The 19,278-nt window shown below is 42.2% G+C and carries 22 protein-coding genes and 1 other annotated feature (1 of these 23 running past the window's edge); of the genes, 10 read left to right on the top strand and 12 right to left on the bottom strand.

Annotation, left to right across the window (positions count from 1 at the left end):
* Positions 1–6 (bottom strand) — a binding site (T-box leader); it reaches 220 nt to the left of the window's first position.
* 132 nt (positions 7–138) lie between these two features.
* Complete coding sequence (locus IMZ31_RS01085) at positions 139–774, bottom strand: uracil-DNA glycosylase (RefSeq protein ID WP_207528858.1); 636 nt, start codon at positions 772–774, stop codon at positions 139–141.
* A gap of 114 nt (positions 775–888) precedes the next feature.
* On the opposite strand from IMZ31_RS01085, the gene IMZ31_RS01090 reads away from it, so the two are divergent.
* The 3 genes from IMZ31_RS01090 to IMZ31_RS01100 all read left to right on the top strand — a co-directional run bounded on the left by IMZ31_RS01090 (position 889) and on the right by IMZ31_RS01100 (position 3,142).
* The gene (locus IMZ31_RS01090; protein WP_207528859.1) at positions 889–1,443 is read left to right on the top strand and encodes an LOG family protein; all 555 of its coding nucleotides are present in this window, start codon (positions 889–891) and stop codon (positions 1,441–1,443) included.
* Between the two features lie 154 nt (positions 1,444–1,597).
* Complete coding sequence (locus IMZ31_RS01095) at positions 1,598–1,990, top strand: DoxX family protein (protein ID WP_242705616.1); 393 nt, start codon at positions 1,598–1,600, stop codon at positions 1,988–1,990.
* A 135-nt stretch (positions 1,991–2,125) separates the two neighbouring features.
* On the top strand, positions 2,126–3,142 hold the full coding sequence (locus IMZ31_RS01100) for a cation diffusion facilitator family transporter (RefSeq protein WP_207528860.1): 1,017 nt from the start codon (positions 2,126–2,128) through the stop codon (positions 3,140–3,142).
* A gap of 127 nt (positions 3,143–3,269) precedes the next feature.
* Here the strand turns inward: IMZ31_RS01100 and IMZ31_RS01105 are convergent, their stop codons facing one another.
* Positions 3,270–4,703, bottom strand: coding sequence for a DUF2254 domain-containing protein (locus IMZ31_RS01105; RefSeq protein WP_207528861.1), 1,434 nt, complete (start codon positions 4,701–4,703; stop codon positions 3,270–3,272).
* Positions 4,704–4,842: 139 nt separating this feature from the next.
* On the opposite strand from IMZ31_RS01105, the gene IMZ31_RS01110 reads away from it, so the two are divergent.
* The 7 genes from IMZ31_RS01110 (at position 4,843) to IMZ31_RS01140 (ending at position 10,446) form a co-directional block, all read left to right on the top strand.
* A complete protein-coding gene (locus tag IMZ31_RS01110) occupies positions 4,843–5,292 on the top strand; it encodes a GNAT family N-acetyltransferase (protein ID WP_207528862.1) in 450 nt (149 codons plus the stop codon).
* Positions 5,293–5,425: 133 nt separating this feature from the next.
* Positions 5,426–5,620, top strand: a complete 195-nt coding sequence (locus IMZ31_RS01115; RefSeq protein WP_207528863.1) for a hypothetical protein — start codon at positions 5,426–5,428, stop codon at positions 5,618–5,620.
* Between the two features lie 108 nt (positions 5,621–5,728).
* A complete protein-coding gene (locus tag IMZ31_RS01120) occupies positions 5,729–6,019 on the top strand; it encodes a YkvA family protein (RefSeq protein WP_207528864.1) in 291 nt (96 codons plus the stop codon).
* A 150-nt stretch (positions 6,020–6,169) separates the two neighbouring features.
* Positions 6,170–7,153: an NAD-dependent epimerase/dehydratase family protein gene (locus IMZ31_RS01125; RefSeq protein WP_207528865.1), complete on the top strand. Its 984-nt coding sequence runs from the start codon at positions 6,170–6,172 to the stop codon at positions 7,151–7,153.
* Between the two features lie 266 nt (positions 7,154–7,419).
* Positions 7,420–8,229, top strand: a complete 810-nt coding sequence (locus IMZ31_RS01130) for a ZIP family metal transporter (RefSeq protein ID WP_371825492.1) — start codon at positions 7,420–7,422, stop codon at positions 8,227–8,229.
* Positions 8,230–8,319: 90 nt separating this feature from the next.
* Positions 8,320–9,627 carry a DUF2254 domain-containing protein gene (locus IMZ31_RS01135; protein WP_207528867.1) on the top strand — a complete coding sequence of 436 codons (1,308 nt, stop codon included), beginning with the start codon at positions 8,320–8,322 and terminating at the stop codon, positions 9,625–9,627.
* A 15-nt stretch (positions 9,628–9,642) separates the two neighbouring features.
* Positions 9,643–10,446 carry a DUF368 domain-containing protein gene (locus tag IMZ31_RS01140; protein ID WP_207528868.1) on the top strand — a complete coding sequence of 268 codons (804 nt, stop codon included), beginning with the start codon at positions 9,643–9,645 and terminating at the stop codon, positions 10,444–10,446.
* Positions 10,447–11,172: 726 nt separating this feature from the next.
* Here IMZ31_RS01140 and IMZ31_RS01145 read toward each other — a convergent pair.
* From IMZ31_RS01145 to IMZ31_RS01190, 10 genes are all read right to left on the bottom strand, one after another.
* Entirely contained in the window at positions 11,173–11,304 is a 132-nt protein-coding gene (locus IMZ31_RS01145; RefSeq protein ID WP_084599704.1) for a YjcZ family sporulation protein, read from the bottom strand.
* Between the two features lie 51 nt (positions 11,305–11,355).
* The gene (locus IMZ31_RS01150; RefSeq protein ID WP_084599696.1) at positions 11,356–11,463 is read right to left on the bottom strand and encodes a YjcZ family sporulation protein; all 108 of its coding nucleotides are present in this window, start codon (positions 11,461–11,463) and stop codon (positions 11,356–11,358) included.
* 170 nt (positions 11,464–11,633) lie between these two features.
* A complete protein-coding gene (locus IMZ31_RS01155) occupies positions 11,634–12,071 on the bottom strand; it encodes an OsmC family protein (protein ID WP_207528869.1) in 438 nt (145 codons plus the stop codon).
* Positions 12,072–12,235: 164 nt separating this feature from the next.
* Entirely contained in the window at positions 12,236–13,666 is a 1,431-nt protein-coding gene (locus tag IMZ31_RS01160; protein ID WP_242705617.1) for a dihydrolipoyl dehydrogenase family protein, read from the bottom strand.
* 14 nt (positions 13,667–13,680) lie between these two features.
* Positions 13,681–14,262, bottom strand: a complete 582-nt coding sequence (locus IMZ31_RS01165) for a CDP-alcohol phosphatidyltransferase family protein (protein WP_207528870.1) — start codon at positions 14,260–14,262, stop codon at positions 13,681–13,683.
* Between the two features lie 20 nt (positions 14,263–14,282).
* Positions 14,283–14,936, bottom strand: a complete 654-nt coding sequence (locus IMZ31_RS01170; protein WP_207528871.1) for a TVP38/TMEM64 family protein — start codon at positions 14,934–14,936, stop codon at positions 14,283–14,285.
* Position 14,937: 1 nt separating this feature from the next.
* Positions 14,938–15,924 (bottom strand): ABC transporter ATP-binding protein, encoded by a 987-nt coding sequence (locus IMZ31_RS01175; protein WP_207528872.1) that lies wholly within the window; start codon positions 15,922–15,924, stop codon positions 14,938–14,940.
* Positions 15,921–16,730 (bottom strand): ABC transporter permease, encoded by an 810-nt coding sequence (locus tag IMZ31_RS01180; RefSeq protein WP_207528873.1) that lies wholly within the window; start codon positions 16,728–16,730, stop codon positions 15,921–15,923. The genes IMZ31_RS01175 and IMZ31_RS01180 overlap by 4 nt, the downstream gene beginning before the upstream one ends.
* Position 16,731: 1 nt before the next feature.
* Positions 16,732–17,592, bottom strand: a complete 861-nt coding sequence (locus tag IMZ31_RS01185) for an ABC transporter permease (RefSeq protein ID WP_207528874.1) — start codon at positions 17,590–17,592, stop codon at positions 16,732–16,734.
* Positions 17,570–18,808, bottom strand: coding sequence for an ABC transporter substrate-binding protein (locus IMZ31_RS01190; RefSeq protein WP_207528875.1), 1,239 nt, complete (start codon positions 18,806–18,808; stop codon positions 17,570–17,572). The genes IMZ31_RS01185 and IMZ31_RS01190 overlap by 23 nt, the downstream gene beginning before the upstream one ends.
* Positions 18,809–19,278: the final 470 nt, after the last annotated feature.

Below are 19,278 nucleotides of genomic sequence, written 5' to 3' on the forward strand. Positions count from 1 at the left end.
TTTTATACTTCATTCGTACGGTTGCTTGCTTTATATCTTAAACGCTTAAAAGTGCTAAAGTCAACTATTTTTTCTTAGTAATAAACTTTCTTTAGTGAAGTAAAGGGTGTCTGACACCCTTTACTTCACTAAAGTGGGCTAGTCGTTTAAGAGTTGTTTCAGGTGCTCGAAATCCTGATAGATCGTGTCTTTTAATGAGCCATTATAGAGAACAGCTGCTGGATGATACATGGGAAAAATTGTGTAGGTTTCTTCTGTGAGCTCATAGGATTCATCTTCTTCACCTGACCATTTATAAATCGGTTGATTTAAAACTTTTCCATGCACGTCAGAGATTTTGTAGTCTTTCCCGATTAAGCGTCTTAAAGCAATATTTCCGAGTGTGACGAGAATTTTTGGTTTCATTTCATCGATTTGATAATCGAGAAGAGGTGCGTGAGCGAGTATTTCTTTTTGATTGGGGGTCCTGTTCGGCGTCTTGGTTATGGGATTCCCTTTTCGATCTGTCGTTTCTACAACCTTGTAAGGGCGACTCCTCACTACGCTTGTGATATATAACTCGTCTCGGTCTACCCCAATATGTTCAAAGAACTCAGTGAGTTTCTCGCCAGCCTGGCCAATAAAAGGGACACCTTCTTTGACTTCATTTCTTCCGGGTGCTTCTCCGATTACCATAATATCTGGATACTTAGGACCTTTGCCGGGAACGAACCCCTCTGTTTGATAAGGTTCAATGCGCTTGTTACCAAGTTCTCGTAAATATTCTGGGAACATTGTGATCGCCTCCTGGAGTCATTTATGTATCTTTACATTTCCCTGCTTTTATTCATTTGAAAAATCCTCTATACTTTTAGTAATTTCATACTTATAAAATATCGAGGTGATTGGATGGAAAGGATTGCTGTGTTTTGTGGATCAAGTGAAGGCGCCTCTGCTGCATATAAAGAGGATGCAGTACGTTTGGGGAGTCTCCTTGCCCAACAAGGTATTACCCTTGTTTACGGAGGTTCAAGCGTCGGTCTAATGGGTGCTGTTGCGGACACAGTGCTTGCTGAAGGTGGCGAAGCGATCGGTGTGATTCCAAAGAAACTAGTAGAGCGAGAAATTGCCCACGCCAGTCTTACAGAACTGTACGTTGTGGATTCCATGCACGAAAGGAAGGCGAAGATGGCGGAGTTATCTGATGCGTTTATCACCTTGCCAGGTGGAGCTGGGACTCTTGAGGAGTTTTTTGAGGTATACACTTGGGCTCAAATTGGAATTCACCAGAAGCCATTTGGGATTTTGAACACGAACCAATATTACACACCTTTGATTTCCTTGTTCGATCATATGGTCGAACAGAAATTCTTAAAGAAAGACAACCGTGACATGGTTATGGTCGAAGAGAGTGCCGATACTCTTCTCACAAACTTCCGATCCTTTATCTCTGCACAGAACTAAATGGTGCCAGACACCCTTTACTTAGTTAAAGGATGTCTGGTGCTTTTTTTGTTTGAATAGAGATGATGCTTTATAAAATAAGCAAAGAGTCATGCTTTGATGGTGTACAGTCAATCAAGTAAGATACAAGGTAGATGAGAAAGGAGTTCTGATCGTGAAGTCAATTTTAAAAATGATTGGCCTTATCCTATTTAGTTTGTTTTTTATCGTTGCGGGGGTTGTGCACTTTACTCAAGTTGAAGGATTCGCGGCTATGATTCCGGACATCATTCCTTATCGAAATATGATTATTTATGCTACAGGTGTTGTTGAATGGATTTTGGCCATTCTATTACTTATCCCTTCGACTCGTAGACAAGCTGGAATTTGGACAGCCATTTACTTGGTGCTTATTTTTCCGGCAAATATTTATGCTGCCATCGCTGGTATTCCAGCACCAGGTTCAGATGAAGCAAATAGCACGCTTCTCTTTGTTCGCCTCTTGTTCCAACCATTACTGATTTGGTGGGTGCTTGCTGTTTCGAAGCCCAATGGAGAGCGTTCATGATAATGGAAAATGAATGTTAAAGGTCAGTCCCCTATCTGTAATAGGGGACTGGCTTTTTTAGTTCCATTCATGAAATGTACAGATTTCGGGATACTAATAATAGCATAAGCATTTGTAAGTCAGGAGGTATGGGGTATGGCATCCCAATCATGGATTGATTTAATTAAAAAAGGGAATAAATCGGCAGCATACGCGGCCACAGGCAACTTTATTATTGCAATAGCAAAAGCGATAGGGGCTTTTGTGAGTGGAAGTGGAGCAATGCTTGCGTCTACTCTCCATTCTACTGCAGACTCTGTGAACCAGGGGTTTGTATTTGCAGGGAGCGTGTTAGCTAAGAAAGAGCCGACCTCTCGTTTTCCAACGGGCTTTGGTAGGGTTATTAATATCTTTGTAATGATTGCTGTTATTATCGTTACGATATTAGGCTATGAGTCGGTAAAAGAAGGGTGGCACTTAATTCAGCACCCGAAAGAATCAGGAAGCTTCTGGCTGAATGCAGGGATTCTTCTTTTGAACATTGCGATTGATGGCTGGATTTTGATTAAAGCGATGAAGGAAATCAACAAAGAGGCGAAAGAAGAAGCTTCAGGTTGGAAGATCCCATCACAAGCGGTTCAAAATCTTCCTCAAGCCTCACCGCCCACTCGACTCGTCTTTTTTGAAGACATAGTTGCTGTAACAGGCGCCTTGCTTGCTCTAATTGCGGTTACCATTACGACGTTTACAAACTTTGCGATTCTTGATGGAGTAGTGACCCTTCTAATCGGACTATTGATGTTTGCTGTAGCATTTCGTGTTGGGTATGAGAACATGATCGGTTTAATAGGGGTGGCTGCGCCTCGCGATGTTGAGCGTGATGTAGCGGATTCTATATTACAACATAAACAAGTAGTTGATATAAGAAGGATGCGTATTGTGAAAGAAGGCAGGACGTATCACGTGGAAGCCATGCTTGAATTAGAGAAGGGGCTATCGTTAGCAGAAGCGGATGATATTAAATTTAAAGTTTGGGATCGTCTGCTTAATAATGATGATATATCTGATGTATCCTTAGGGATTGTTGAAACAAATGAAGAAGAGGACTGGGATCCGAAGAAGAACGAACGAAACAGCTCCTGGTCCCACCCTGAAGACTCAGAAGAAGAATAACCCGCGTTACTCCTTTATAGAAGTGAAGGGTGCCAGACACCCTATGACGCTTTAGAGTAGTGCAGGGTGCCTGGCACCCTGCTTTGCGTTAATGTGGTAAAGTCATTGATTAGAAAAAAGCTGCCCGTTATTCATATTGGGCAGCTTTTTGTTGGTTTTTATAAGGGTCTGCTGTTGGTTGATCTGCTTCAATGATTTGTTCACGAATGCTTTCGTATTTTTCTTTATGACCAGTGGTTTCACTTAAATCTTTAAGGGTTTCTAGAAGGTAGTGCTGGTCTAGTTCATAAATGTGAAGAGATTGGAAACCGTAAACGGTGTTACAGGCAAACTCCCACAAGGTTGTGTGGTGTTCACTGTCAACGGATTTAGCTAATAAATTCATCACACGTAGAATCTCAGTGATAATTTGGATATTCCCTTCGGCATAGTGGCGAATGTAACCATACCCTTTATATAAATAAAACTCAAAGCTCTCGCCTGGTATAATCAACCTCAGTTGTTTCTCGTTGTCGACGAGGTACGTAGGGATGTTCATCATTCTTGAAATGGTTAGAAGTAACTCACCTAATTGATGAATCACATTGCTTACTGTCTTTGGATCGTTATTGCCAAGAGCTTTAATGGCAATTTCCGATAACTTGTTAAGCCCGTGCTCCACATCTTGTATTTCAGTTTGTTTTTGTCCTACCTCTAACATGCCTAAGTATAAATCTTGATTAATGTCTATAGGTTCCCCATTTCCACTCCAGTAAGACAAGATTGGATTTCCTTCTAATAAAAATGTACCAACACTTGCTTCTAACTGAACGACAATCCCATCTTTCTGTGCTTGATCAATAATTTGATCGAAGTTGATAAGCTGGATGTACCCAGACTGTTTCGTGTAGATTTTCTCTGGATGATCAGGTTTTTTCTTAGCCTCTTGTTCATGATACAGCGTATCGGTACTTCGGTAGGGGGACATTTCTTGTTTAATCGACTGATTGAGGATTTGTTTAGAGATCGATTGCATATTGAAAGAAATGTTGTGAACTTGCATCCACGTTGTAGCGTGATTAATAAAATAAATAAAGGTGACTGCAGCAAATAATGCAACAATGGTTGTCACTAAAGGGATAGCCACGAATGTTTGATCTTCATAATTCGTAATAAAAATAAACAGCGTCAATACATAAACAAAACACCCATTGAAGATTCCAAGGACATGCTGGGTACGTTTATCTGAGACGAAGTTAAGTAACATCCTTGGTGAGAATTGCCCGCTAAATGTTGTTAAGACAACAAGTATGGAGTTTAACGTGTAGGCGCTTAGGGTTAAAATGCCTCCAATTAACGTTGTAATTAGCATTCTTGAAACAGAAGCTTTTGATTGTAAGAATTTAGGCACCCAATTACCTAATTGAACGTTTAAATCGATTAATAAGATGACTGCTGCAAAGAAAAATGAGCCTAAGATGTAAATAGCAGGGGTGAACCATAAAGTGAGTTTTAGCTCATGTTTTCTTAATCTCTGTGACATTTCTAAATATTTTCGGATTCCTGGTGGGATGATTTTCATGAGTCGATCGGTCCTCCTTCTAAGTACCCTCTTTCCCCTTGCTGTACCCCCATAAAACTATTTCACTAACAATTCATTCTTTTTTAGACTAAAGCTATTCCTTATAATAAAATAAACGGTTTCGAGGGGGATTTCTTGCATGGAGTGGAAGCTAAAATCGTATGAAGAGCTAAGCAAAAGGGAATTGCACGATATATTCAAGGAGCGGGTTCAAGTATTTGTAGTAGAACAAAACTGTCCCTATCCGGAGGTAGATGGAGATGATGATCAAGCAGAGCATCTGTGGCTTGAGGACGGTGGAGAGATTGTAGCCTATTGTCGACTATTTCCTTCTGGTATTAAGTATAAAGAAGCATCGATTGGACGAATTTTCGTAAAAGAATCAAGAAGAGGCGAAGGACATGCTCAATTATTGCTAGAAAAAGCGTTACATACCATTATTCAAGTGTGGGGAGAACCAGCCATCAAAATTCAAGCCCAACACTACTTAAATGACTTCTACACATCACTTGGCTTCAACAATATTAGTCAGGTCTACCTTGAAGACGGCATACCGCATGTGGATATGCTCTTAAATACTTCACAGTGACAAAGCGTGCCAGACACCCATCGCTCTTGTAGTGGATCACCGTATTAAAGGGTGTCTGACACCCTTTAATCGGGTGAAGGATGAGTATTTTTAGGGTTTCGGTGCATTCTAAGGGGTGGAAGGGGCGATGAATATGGCAGTGAAAAAGAGTAATGAGAAAAGCATTACGTTGCTATGGAAGGTGATTTTTCTCATATTGGCTTTAATTATTCTGACGGCCATTTTTATTTTTATAGCTTATGCCAACTTTAATGATGAGGAAACGAGCTATAACGTCATTACAAGCACAACATTATATGCTAATAGTTTATATTCGAATGCATGCTGATGAACCAGGCATGCATTTTTTCTTTTGAAAAGTGATACATAAGAGCGTATAGCGGGTAAAGTTATACTAGGAGCCTAATAATATTATGAATGAAATGTGGGTGAAGGTATGCGTAAGATTTGGAGAAGATTACGCTTTCTGTTTAATGTTCGTAAATCTGTTCCATTCTTGTGGGAGTTCTTTACGACCCGGCAAGTCCCCATTCAGAAAAAAGTTCTGTCTGTGGGCTTTTTAATCTTATATATTGTCATTCCTTTTGACATTATCCCTGATTTCCTTGTATTTTTCGGGGTTCTTGACGATGTCACGATTTTCACCTTTGTTCTTCAACAGATTGTAAAGATGGCACCACCGTCTTTACAAGACAAGTATGACCTGGACGGTGAGGCAAGAACGTAAAGATCTCGGAGTTATGATCCCCGAGATCTTTTTTTGTTTAACCCCTCGAGCACATTCAATGAAAGAGGAATTCAACTGGTGCGTTTCGAATGTATAAGGGAAAGGAAAACCTTTTACATATTCTGATTATCATTTAAAGGAGGCGCTTATATGCGCATATTAATTCTAGGTGGCACGGTTTTTGTTGGTCGCCATCTAACAGAAGCTGCATTAGAACACGGTCATGAGGTGACGTTGTTTAATCGCGGTCGTACGAATCAGGATTTATTCCCCGATGTTGAAAAGCTAAAAGGGGACCGTTCGGATGATTTAGAGGCATTAAAGGACCGGGAATGGGATGTAGTCATTGATGCTTCAGGATACACACCAAGTCAGGCCACGGCAGCTGCTGAATTACTGAAAGATTCGGTAAAGCGGTACATTTTTATTTCATCGATCTCAGCGTACAGAGATTTCCACGAGAAATACGTAGACGAAACCTATCCCGTTGGACAACTAGAGGATGAAACAACTGAAGAAGTGAATGCCAAAACCTATGGTCCGTTGAAAGCTTTAGCCGAGAAGAAGCTTGAAGAGGTTATGCCGGGTAGGGTTCTTAACATACGACCTGGTATCATCGTAGGCCCTCATGATCCGACCGATCGTTTTACGTATTGGGTTATGCGTTTTGGTCGCGGAGGAGAAGTGCTCGTTCCAGGTAAGCAAGATCGTCCTATACAGTGGATTGATGCACGTGATCTTTCAAAATGGATCATCCAAATGGCTGAACAGGAGGAAACCGGCACATACAATGCGGTTGGATATGATGAAGAATTAACAATGAAGAAATTTGTAGATGCTCTAATTAAGCAAAATCCTAATGCAGAAGATCAGTGGATTAGTGATCAGTGCCTATTAGATAACGATGCTAAACCCTCCTCTGACTTGCCACTGTGGATCCCGGTCTCAGAAGATCATCCTCACGGGTTTATTCTTGCTTCGAACAAGAAGGCTAGAGAAAAGGGACTCACGTTCCGAAAGCTAGAAGAAACCATAGAAGATACGAGGAAATGGTTTGAGGAAAGAGAAGACACAGACATGCGTGTTGGTATAGAACCGGATAAAGAAGCGACGATTGTAAGGCGATGTAAGTAAATCAAGACCCATACTTCTTTCTAGAAGTATGGGTCTGTTGATGGTGATGATCAAGCAGCAAAAATTTACGGTACTTTTGAAAGCAGCGCTTGGGCCTTTGTCCTCGTAGCTGCTTTTTTATTTGAGAACGTTAATTCCTATACGTTGACGGTCTTTTATAAAACCATATAAAATGAATTCGACAATAAAATTTGCGTATGCGCAAAAAACGACAGGAAATAGTAATAAAAAGAGGTGACAAAGACATGATTACAGCATTTGAAACTATATATGAAGGATTTAAATCAATGGCCCCTGTAATGCAAGCCTTAATTGCTACATTATTCACGTGGGGGATGACAGCGGCCGGCGCGGCCCTTGTTTTCTTCTCAAAAGGCACGAATCAGAAATTTATGGACAGTATGCTTGCCTTTGCCGGAGGTGTTATGATTGCAGCCAGTTATTGGTCTTTACTTGCACCGGCAATAGAGATGGCATCAGACCAGCCAGTTCCCCAGTGGTTACCTGCAGTTGTTGGATTCCTGCTAGGTGGATTCTTCTTACTATTAGTAGATAAATTGTTGCCAATGTTTAAGAATAATCCATACTTGCATGATATCGATACGAATGACACTAAACGACGAACGACCTTACTAGTCTTTTCGATGACGCTTCACAATATTCCCGAAGGGTTAGCAGTTGGTGTGGCCTTTGGTGCACTAGCTTCTTCCTTCTCAGAAGCTGCTCTAGCTGGAGCTATTGCGCTTGGTATTGGGATTGGAATTCAGAATTTTCCAGAGGGCGTTGCCGTATCTATGCCGCTACGCCGGGAAGGGATGTCACGTAAGAAGAGCTTTTTCTTTGGCCAATTCTCTGGTATGGTTGAACCAATAAGCGCTTTAATTGGTGCAACGGCGGTTATTTACATTGAACCCCTTCTTCCATATGCATTAAGCTTTGCGGCCGGAGCGATGATTTTTGTTGTTGCAAAAGAGATTATTCCAGGCTCGCAGGAAAAAGGGAATACTGAGATCGCTTCTATTAGTCTTCTGATCGGCTTTGCCGTTATGATGACCTTAGATGTTGCATTAGGATAAATTTATGTCCCCCTGTTCAAAGATAGATACAGGGGGATTTTTTTAGGGCTCCAGTTCCATATATTCTAGGTAATAGAAAGGGGTTTACATATGAGAAATACAGCGTGGTGGTTACGTATACGAAATAGTTATTGGTTCCTCCCAAGTGTGTACAGTATATTGTCGATTATAGCAGTTGGGGTAACAGCGTTAGCTGACCTGTTTTTCGTTGAGGATTTTGCCAAAGTTATTCCATCTATATTTCTAACCAATCGAAGTGTAGCGATGTCCCTCTATACAGCTCTTATTACATCCATCTTAACGATGACGACCATTAGCTTCTCTTCCATCATGGTTGTATTAACGACGTACTCACAGCAGTTCTCTCCAAGAACGTTACAAGATTTTATGAGTGACAGGACAACACAGCACGTATTAGGTGTTTATGTGTTTGGTTTTATTTATACGCTATGCAACTTACTCCTCCTCACAAAAGATAAAGAACGTCTTCTGGCTAGTCCGTTCCTTACCGTTCTAGTGGCCATTACGACACTTGGGTTCTTTGTTGTATTTATTCATCACTCGACTCGCTGGGTGCAGGTGAATAATTTAATAGGTAAAATCCAACATGAAACATATGATGTAATTGGGAGGACTTTCTCTGAGAAGCAGTATGATGTTTTTCAGGAGTGGGACCAAAAAGAAGTAGAACAAGTTCAATCTAACCTTAATCGAGTGGTTTATGTTGAGCGTTCTGGCTATTTGCAGCATATTGAGTTTAAAGCATTTATACAATGGGCAAAGCAAAACAACATAACGGCTTGGATGCATGTACAGGTTGGCGATTACGTAGAGAAGGGAATCCCTTTATTTTCTTATCGGACAAACGAAAAAGCGGACATAAATGAAAGTGCTGGTTTGAATTGTATGATTGTAGGGAAGGAACGAACGAGTCTACAGGATATTGAGTTTTCGATACAAAAATTAGTGGAGATTGCTCTTAGAGCTATATCTCCTGGAATAAATGACCCTCATACGGCCATTAATTGCATTAACCGAATCGGGTCTTTACTAGCTGAATTAGGACATAAATACAAACCATTTCGTTATTATACAGATAATGAGGAAAATTTAAGAATTGTACTCAAGCCTAAGCCTTATAGTGAATATCTTTATAAGAGCTTTTACCAAATTCGTTTATATGGGAAAAATGATGTTTCTGTCATGAACGGAGTGTTAGAAGCATTATATAAAACAGCTCTTGTAAATGAAGGTGAAATTATTGAGGATATTTGGAAGTTTGCTGTTTATATAATTGATGGAATTAAAGATGAGGGGTATCATGAAGTAGACCTTAACGTAATACGAGACATTGCTTCTGAATTGGCCAAGCATTGTCAAAAGGAACCTGTGATTTAAAGGAGATAGAGATTTATGGAGTGGAGAAACATTTATAGAGGAATGTTGATGGGAGCAAGCGACGTGGTCCCAGGTGTAAGTGGGGGAACGATTGCTGTCCTATTGGGGATTTACGACCGATTGATTGAGGCGATTTCGGGTGTCTTTAGTAAAGATTGGAAGAAGTATATAGGTTTCCTCATCCCCTTGGGTATTGGGGTGGGGATCTCGATTGTTTCGCTGAGTAAATTGATCGAGTACTTGTTTGAACACCACGAACAAGCGACGCTTTACTTTTTTCTTGGACTAATTATCGGAGTTATTCCTTTCCTATTACATCAAGCTAATTATAAAGAAAACTTTAAAGGGAGTCACATGGTGTTCCTGCTTGTTTTTGCTGCGCTCGTCGCGTCTATGGCATTTCTTGAGACAGGAGAGCCAGAAGCATGGGAAGGGAGCTTGTCCACCGGGCAAATGATCGCGTTATTCTTCTCAGGGTGGATGGCAAGTATGGCTATGATTTTACCAGGTATCAGTGGATCTTTCCTTTTACTTTTAGTGGGAGTTTATGAAACGGCTATACAAGCTATATCTCAGCTTCAAATCGGACGCATCGCTCTAATTGGAGCCGGTGTAGCGGTAGGTCTTCTAATAAGTAGTAAGGCAATCCGTTATTTGTTTAAACGTTTCCCATCTCATACGTACGCAACCGTAATCGGGCTTGTGATTGGATCTGTTTTTGTTGTCTTTCCGGGTATGCCGGGTGATCTAATTCTTTGCTTGATTACGTTTATTGGTGGCTTGTTGGTGGCTTATTTATTAGGGAAAGTTGAGTATTAGGGTTATATAGATAAGAGGTCATCCTTTTGGGGATGACCTCTTATTTTTGTAGTTGTTTCTTTTTAAATCTAGTAGCTTGCTTATGCGGGCCCCACGCGACGTGGGGTTGTTCGACGTTGGCTATTGACGTAGCGATCTTAGTCGAACTTCCTCTTTTCACAGGGCAAGCCCCCCTGCGCTTTTCATTGAATCTAGCTCCGGGGGCTAGGGCCTAGCGTGATAAGCAATCTACTTCCAGTCTGCTATGCAGACCTCCAGTAGATTGCTTATCCGGCCCCACACGACGTGGGGTCGTTCGACGTTGGCTATTGACGTGGCGGTCTTAGTCGAACTTCCTCCTTTTACAGGGCAAGCCCCCTGCGCTTTTCTTAGATCCAGCTCCAGCTCCTAGCCCCTAGCGTCATAAGCAATCTGACTACAGTTCGCTGCGCGAACTTCCGCCAGCTTGCTTATGCGTACGGGGCTGAACAGTCGCCTGCGCTTTTCATTTGATCCAGCTCCGGCGGGGAGGGCCTAGCGCGATAAGCAATCTACTTTCAGTCTGCTGCGCAGACTTACAGTAGCTTGCTTATCCGTACGGCCCTGACCACCCCGCCTGCGCTTTTCATTGGATCTAGCTCCGGGGGCTAAAGGCTAGCGCGATAAGCAATCTACCTCCAGTCTGCTGCGCAGACTTACAGTAGCTTACTTATCCGTACGCCTTTGACCAAGCCCCCTGCGCTTTTCTTAATACCTAAATGCTGTTGCGCCTACGATGATTAGTAGGATGAATAGTACAACGATAAGTGTGAATGTTCCTCCGTAGCCACCGCCGTAGCCGCCACCGTAACAACAACCGTATCCACCATAACCGTACATAACATCTTCCTCCTTTGTGATCTTAAGAGATTCATTCATTCTTCATTAGACTTAGTAACCGTAGCCACCGTGTCCTCCAAATTGCGATGCTCCTACGATGATCAGTAGGATGAAAAGAACCACGACGAGCGCGAATCCTGTGCCGTATCCTTCACTCATTTGAATCCCTCCTTCAAGATCTGACTTCTCTACTACAATATGCAGATGACCCATAATTGGTTGGGTTCTTCCGCTAATTCATTAAAAATGGACGTTTGCCTAGAGAAGGTGGAAGGGTGATGATTTCATACAAAAAAAGCCGCCTTAAAAAGGCGGCTTCCTGAGTTATTTTAGGCTTTTTCCCATTTAGGTGTTAGTTCAACGCCAGCGGCTTCTAAGGTCGTGTAAACCGGGCAGCGTTTATCCGTAATACGTTGAAGTTCATTGATTCGTTCTTGAGTTTCGCTAGTGTGAACCAATGCATGAACGGTAACCGTTTGGAAATAAGGTCTAACGTTTTCATCTCCCATTAATCCGCGGGGATCAAGAGAGCCATCAATATTAAATTCAATGCTTTCTAAATCGAAGTTGATTTCTTTCGCAACCATGTTTGCCACAACAGTTTCGCAACCTGCTAAGGAGCCAAGAAGGGTTGAAAGAGGATCAGCTCCTTCATTTGTACCTCCCATTTTTGGGGGTTCGTCTATAACAAACGTGTGCTCATCTGCTTTAATTTCAGTTTTCATACCTTTGGAGTTTGTGGTTACATGAAATTTTTGTTCTGCCATGATTCAGTTCCTCCTTTATTGTGATCTTTTCGCAAGGTAATACGAGTAACAAGGTGTAAGAACATTACACTCTTTTCGATAAATTCCCTTTTACAAATGGTTTAAACGATATAGAAAACATCAAAAGAGCTGCTCGATGTGTAACCATCTGCAGCTCTTCTTATTTATCTGAACCACTTAATATACTTCTCGGTAATGGATGGGACTACTCCACTAAACAATTTGCTTCTCCAGTATTCGTTGCTGGATCTTTCAATGGCTGCTGTGTGATTTGGATAAGGATAAATCATACTTGAAAGTTCTCCGATTTTCATCCCTTTTTCAACAGCCAGAATAGCAACTTGCATCCAGTCACCAGCACCTTTTCCTATTGCGTGTGCTCCTAAAATATGCCCTTTTGTATCCGTAATAATTTTTATAAATCCTTCTGTTTTATGATCCGCAACGAAGCGGTCAACATCAGCTAAGTCTGTATGGTAGAGAAGGACTCCATCATGTTTTTCTTGTGCTTCTTTTTGGGTTAAGCCAAGGTGGAACACTTCAGGTGTAATGTATGTGTTCCATGGGATTAAATCATACGAAGCTTTCCGGCTCAGGCCGAAAATAGCATTTTGCACAACAGTTTTTCCTTCGTATCCCGCAACATGAGTGAATGGTGGTGTGCCGTTCACGTCTCCAATAGCAAAGATGTGACCAACATTTGTGCGAAGGGTTTCATCGACATTCACAAATCCACGCTCATTCATTTCAACACCAGCTTGCTCCAGTTTTAGAGAGTCTGTATTTGGTTTACGTCCTGTCGCAAGGAAGATTTGATCCGCCTCGAGCTTGTGTTCTTCGTTGTTAACCGAATAGTGAACGTAATTCTGCTCACCCGATCGAGATGTTTTCTCTACATTTGCATTAGTGATAATCGTTAGTTCTCGCTCCAGAATCTCTTGAGCTTTCTGTTGAATATCTTGGTCTTCCTTGCCGAGTACACCTGGTCCGGCTTCGAGAACTGTCACTTCAGAGCCTAAGCGGGCATAAGCTTGTGCAATCTCAAGACCGATCGGACCTCCGCCGATAAAGACCATTTTCTTCGGTAAATGTTCTAGGTCAAAGACGGTTTCATTTGTCAGGTATCCTGTGTCTTTCAACCCTTCAATGGGAGGGACGTTAGGCCTTGAGCCTGTTGCGATTACGATGCGCTTTCCAAAGATGGGATCGTCATGGTTCTCGATTTCGACTTCATGATCATTTCGAAACGATGCTCCCCCGATGTAGACATCGATGCCTAATTCTTCGAAGCGTTCGATACTGTCGTGCTCTTGTATATGAGAAATGGATTCCTTAACGCGTTGATTGATGGCCTTTAAATCTACTTCACCTGATGCGTGTAAGCCGTATTTGGAAACACTCCGTGCGTGATGAATTTCGTTTGCGGCTTCAATGAGAGATTTAGAAGGAACGCATCCGAAGTGAAGGCAGTCGCCTCCTAAGTCTTCTCGTTTTTCGATTAATGCTACTTCTGCACCTAAAGAAGCGGCTCCTGAAGCGACGGTAAGGCCGCCTGCCCCGCCACCTATTATGATTAAGTCGTACTGTTTCATCATTACATTTCCCCTTTCTATGACAAGATTCGTTTGGCTTCTAAAAAGCGTTGCATAGCTGTGAAGACTTCAACAGCGAAGAAAGCGAGTGTTGTCCACATCAGGATTGAAGGGAATAGCATCATCACGCTGAAGAAAATGAAACCTTCTGTACGCTCTGCCACTCCCGCTTGGTAGTAAAAAGATTTAATTCCTTGTTTCTCAGACACAGCCCCTACAGTAAGAAAGATTGTCATCGAGAAGATAATCGAGACACTTAAGAGAAGGAGGGGCCACATGACTTCAGGGTGAAGGTAGGCTACACCTAAAATAATGCTGATTTCAACGATTCGGTCAAATGTGATATCCATTACTGTTCCGAATGAAGAAGGCTTTGTCATTCTGGCCATCGTACCGTCTACAGCATCTAAAAAGCCAGAAAGCCAAAGTGCAATAACAGCAAGTATAGGGAAACCAAGGGCGTAGATCCCGCCTGAGGCAATACCAATGATAAACGCGATTGTAGTGACTTGATTGGCAGTTAAACCTAATTTGGTTAACCACTTCGATGTGTGCTCAATTGAAGGTTGAACATATTTTCTAGCATGTGTGTCAAGCATGTTTACACCTCCTGCGCTCTCTATCCTGTGAAGCCAAGCCACCTTTTAATCCGTTCCCGAAATAGAAAGGTGATGGCCATTAGCGCAAGAAGAAGAGAGATAGCTAACATAATTTGTTTTATATTTCCGGTACCAAGACTTGCTCCTAAATAGCTGTAAAGAAGCGTTCCTGGAAACATCCCGATCATGGATGCCAGAATGAAGGATCGGAATTTAACCCGGGTAATTCCTGCTACATAACTTAAGAGATCGAATCCAACGATTGGAGTAAGGCGAAGAATGAGAACGTATAGAAATCCGTTTTGATCGATTTTTGCAAATAACTCTTCAGACCATGAGAAGTTTTGTACTTTGACGAGTGAATCCCCAAAGAAACGCCCCATCACGTATCCGGTCGCTGCAGCCCCGGTTGCTCCTAATAGAATATAGAGAAAGCCAGGCCACACTCCGTACACGAACCCTGCCACTAACGATAGAATCGATGTAGGGAAGAAGACGATGGGGCCGAGCGCATAAATGAGGAAGAATATAAAAGGTGACCACCATCCGAAAGACTTTACAAAGGCACTTATTTCATCTTTCCCTAAATTGAACTCAAATCGAACAATATAAGCGGCTATACCAAATAGGATGAGTACAATTGCCGGTTTCATCCATTTTTTTAGTTGTGTCATATTACCCATTCCTTTGCTGTCGATTTGTAAACGTTTGAACGGAATCAGGGTGTGCTAATACGTATATCTCTTCGTCGGTATTGAGTCTTATTGAGCTTGAAACGGTAACGTGTTGATTTAAGTCTGCTATGAAAATTTGATAAAGACTGTGACCGTGAACATGTAACTTGCTCTTCATGATGCCTTTCCATACTGACCCAACTTGTTTTGTTTTCGACCTTGATAAGAAAAGCGACTGAACAGGGATGAAGGTTTCGTGGTCCACTATTAAATGGTCCCCAAAAAAATCAGCAACGAAGGCATTATCAGGGGAGTGATAGACATGTTCTGGCTCCCCAATTTGCTGGAACTTTCCACTTTCAAAGACGCCTACATAATCTCCCATTTGCATCGCTTCTTCCTTATCATGGGTTACAAAGATTGCCGTAATCTCCTGGTCTTTCAACAGTTGTCTTACCCAGGTTCGCATTTCATTTCTAAGTCGAACATCTAAGCTACTGAAAGGCTCGTCGAGTAAGAGCAGATTTGGTGAGATGGCTAAAGATCGAGCTAAGGATACGCGCTGTTGCTGGCCACCTGATAATTCATAGGGGAAACTCTTTTCATATCCGATAAGCCCAACTTGGTTGATCAACTCTTGTGCATGACGTAGCCTTTCTTTTTTCTTTCTTCTTTGAAAGGTTAAACCGTAAGCTACGTTCTCTTGAATGGTCATGTGCGGAAACAATAACGGCTGTTGGAATACTAAGCTTACCGGCCGTTTATTCGCTTCTAAAGCTGTTACGTTTTTGCCATTGATCAGAAATTTACCAGTCGAGAAGGTCTCAAGTCCCGCTAAACAACGAAGAAGTGTTGTCTTACCGCTTCCAGAAGGCCCTACTATACTTAAGATGTCTCCCTTATTTAATGTGAAAGATAGATTCGAGAAAATCGCTTCTTTATTAAATGATTTAGATGTATGATCTACTGTAATAAACGATGGTGTCATAAACGAGTCCTCCAAGGGTTTTGATACGGAAGGAGCGATAAAAGAAGCTCCACTGAAAGGTAGAATAAGATTGGAAGCAAAGCGAACCAGGCTGAGAACGCTGCAAGTACTGTACTTTCTGCTGAATCTAAGAAAGGAAAGTAAATCATGGCGAGCGTGACGACATTCCCGCCTCCAATAATGGCTGTAATGACATACTGACTAAGGCTAATCACAAAGATGAGAAAAACCGTGCTTCTAATTGATGGCATAAGGAGAGGTAATTCAACACTAAAGAAGCGGTGCCACCTATTCGTACCGAGTACCTGAGCTTGTTGCAGAATACCAGTACCTATCGAAGCATAGCCACTTTGCAACATTTTGATGCTGTATGGAATAGTAGGCACGAGGTGAATAAGTACAACTCCTATCCAAGTATCTGAAAGTCCAATACGGATCATGGCGACGTGAATCCCCATCGCAATAGCCAATAAAGGAACAATTAAAGGGAGAAGGAAGAGTGCCTCAATTAGCGCTTTCCCTTTAAAAGAATAGAAAGCGAGCGCTTTTCCGGCTAAGAGACCAACGCCCAAGTTCAGAAAAACGACAAGAGCCCCGATGCCTAAGGAAACAAGGGTTGCTTGAATTAACTGACTCTCGGAAAATAGTGCTTCCCATCCTCTTAAAGAAAAATCAATGCCTGAACTATGGCCAAAACCAAAGTTCAACACGACGCTTTTTAAAAATAAAAATACGACAGGAAGGATGAAGAAGAGCAATGTGAGCGCCCAAAACTGTATTTTTTTCTGTTTGCTAAGGCGATCCATACTAATCCTGTCCTTTCGTAAGAAGCATCCGTTTTCGATTCATAGCCGAAAAGGCGATAAAGCTTATGATTCCGATTAAAACACTAGTTATGATCATCGCAGCAAAAGCTAGAGGTCGTTCATTCCAATCTCCTGAATAAAACCAATCGTAGGTTAAAACGGAGATCATCTCTGGGAACGTAGCTCCGAGTAGAAACGGAACCTCGTAAGCACTTAAAATAAAGGCGAATAAGATAATGCCTGCTTCAAGCAGTACCGGTGCTACCCATGGCCATTCTGCATCTTTAAATGCCGCCCACTTCCCTCCGCCTAAAGTATGGACGAGATCTTTGTATCCAACTTGCTGCTTGGCGTAGATCGGAAGCAGCATTAAGACGACAAAAGGTGTCTCCTTTCCTACATAGGTAAGAATAATTCCGATTCCATTTTGGTCATTCGTCATAATAGGAAAAGATGATGTGCTGCTCATCAACCCCATTTCAACAAGTAAATGGGAGATGAGACCGCTTTGCTCAAAAAGGAGAAGAACGATATAGCCCCATACAAAATGAGGAAACAACATAGGAAGCCAAATGCTAAGCTTTCCTTTTGTACTCTGAATGATAGGGGTGAAGGTTCTCGTGAGCAGTAGCCCAAGTAATAAAGAGATCGATGTTGCGATTAAGGTAATGCGGACACTATATCCAACAGACTCCCAAAACGTCTCTTGTTGGAAGATTGTTCTGTAATGTTTGATTGTGAATGAACCACTTTCATGCAAGCTGGTCGATATGGCTGAAAATAAACCATAGGCTGGTAAACTGAGAAAAAGTAAGGCTGGAGTTAAGAGAACCCAAGCCTTATTTGTCTCTGATAACTTCATCTTTCCAATTCTCCTTTATCCACTCTACATATTGGGCATCGGCCTCTGGAAGGAAGCTCTTATTTAATACTTCGTTTGATAGGACGCTCTCTCCACGGTCTAATGAATCAAAAGCTTCGCGGTCCTCTTCTGGTAGTTTATCTAAAGTGATCGGTGTGTTATCGCCCCAATAGGTAGGCTTCAGTTTTGCAACTTGAGCTTCTGGGGATAACAAGAAGTTGATTGCTGTCATGGCGCCTGCTTTATTTGGGCTATTGTAAGGGATCGCTAGAAAGTGAGTGTTTCCAATTGAACCTGATTCTAATACGAAACTACGAGTCGATTCAGGAAACACTCCATCTTCGATCATATGTTCAGCGCGCGCTTCATTATATCCCATCGTCATTGACACTTCTCCTTTACTGTATAGTCGATCTAATTCAGCCAAAGAAGCGGGGTAGTGCTTACCATCTCTCCATAAATCAGATTGGATCTCGTTCAAGTAAGACCACATGTATGAGCCGGCTTCACTTGCTAACTCCTTAGAAAACGGCTCTTCAATAAGTGTATCGGTATCTTCTGCCCCTTTATAGAGAAGGTGTCTTAAGAAAGCATTGCCAGAGAAGTCATCTGGATTGGGGTAGGTAAATTCACCGGGGTTCTTGCTAATCCACGTCTTAAGCTCCTCGAACGTTTCAGGTGGTTGTTCGATCTTTTCTTGATCATATAAGAAAACGAACTGGACTTTCCCCCAGGGTGCTTCATAGCCTTCCGTTGGTGTCCCAAAGTCGTAATCAAAAGCAAGGTTTTCTTGTTCGTAGTAGTCTTTAAAGTTGGGCAATTGATTACGGAAAGGCCCATAGAGCAGTTCGTTCTCTTTCGCATTTTTAAAATTTTCTCCGTTTACCCAAATGACATCAATCGTGCCATCTTGTTTGCTTGCCTGCTTCTCAGAGTAAAGTTTCTGCAGGATGTTGCCTGTGTCCATAGGAGTACGTTCTAAGTTGATGTTGTATTGGTCTTGTAAACGAGGGGCAACCCATTCGTCTATATATTCGTTAATCCCTTCATCGCCTCCCCACATATGTATGCGTACAGTGGTTTCTGAAGCTTGAGCCTCGATCTCTTCCCAAGAGGTGTCATGTAAGGATTGGGTGTTGCTATTACTCTCTCCGTCTGCATTGCTGCAAGCTGTTAGAAGAAGTGTTAATAGAAAAAAGCCTATAAATTTTTTCAAGTGTAATCCCCCTTGTTTGTTAGATAATATTTTTGTATGTAATTGAGCTTTGCGGTTCGACGTTGTTATAGGACGTGAGGGTTTTAGTCGAGCTTCCTCTTTCCCGTGGGCACCCCGCCTGTGCTTTTCTCTGGAGTCTAGCTCCGGCTCCTAGCCCCTAGCGAGATAAGCAAACTACCTCCAGTCTGCTCTGCAGACTTACAGTAGCTTGCTTATCCGTACGGGGCTGAACAGTCGCCTGTGCTTTTCTTGGTGTCCAGCTCCGGCGGGGAGGGCCTAGCGCGATAAGTCATCTTTTCTCCAAAGGCTAATCGCCTTTTCCGAAAAGCTGTCTTATCCGTACGGCCCTGGGCACCCCGCCTGTGCTTTTCTATTGTCTAGCTCCGGGGGCTAGGGGCTAGCGAGATAAGCAAACTACCTGCAGTGGCTAACGCCACTTCCGGCATTTTGCTTATCCGTACGCCCCTGGG

Source organism: Pontibacillus sp. ALD_SL1 (genome assembly GCF_017355605.1).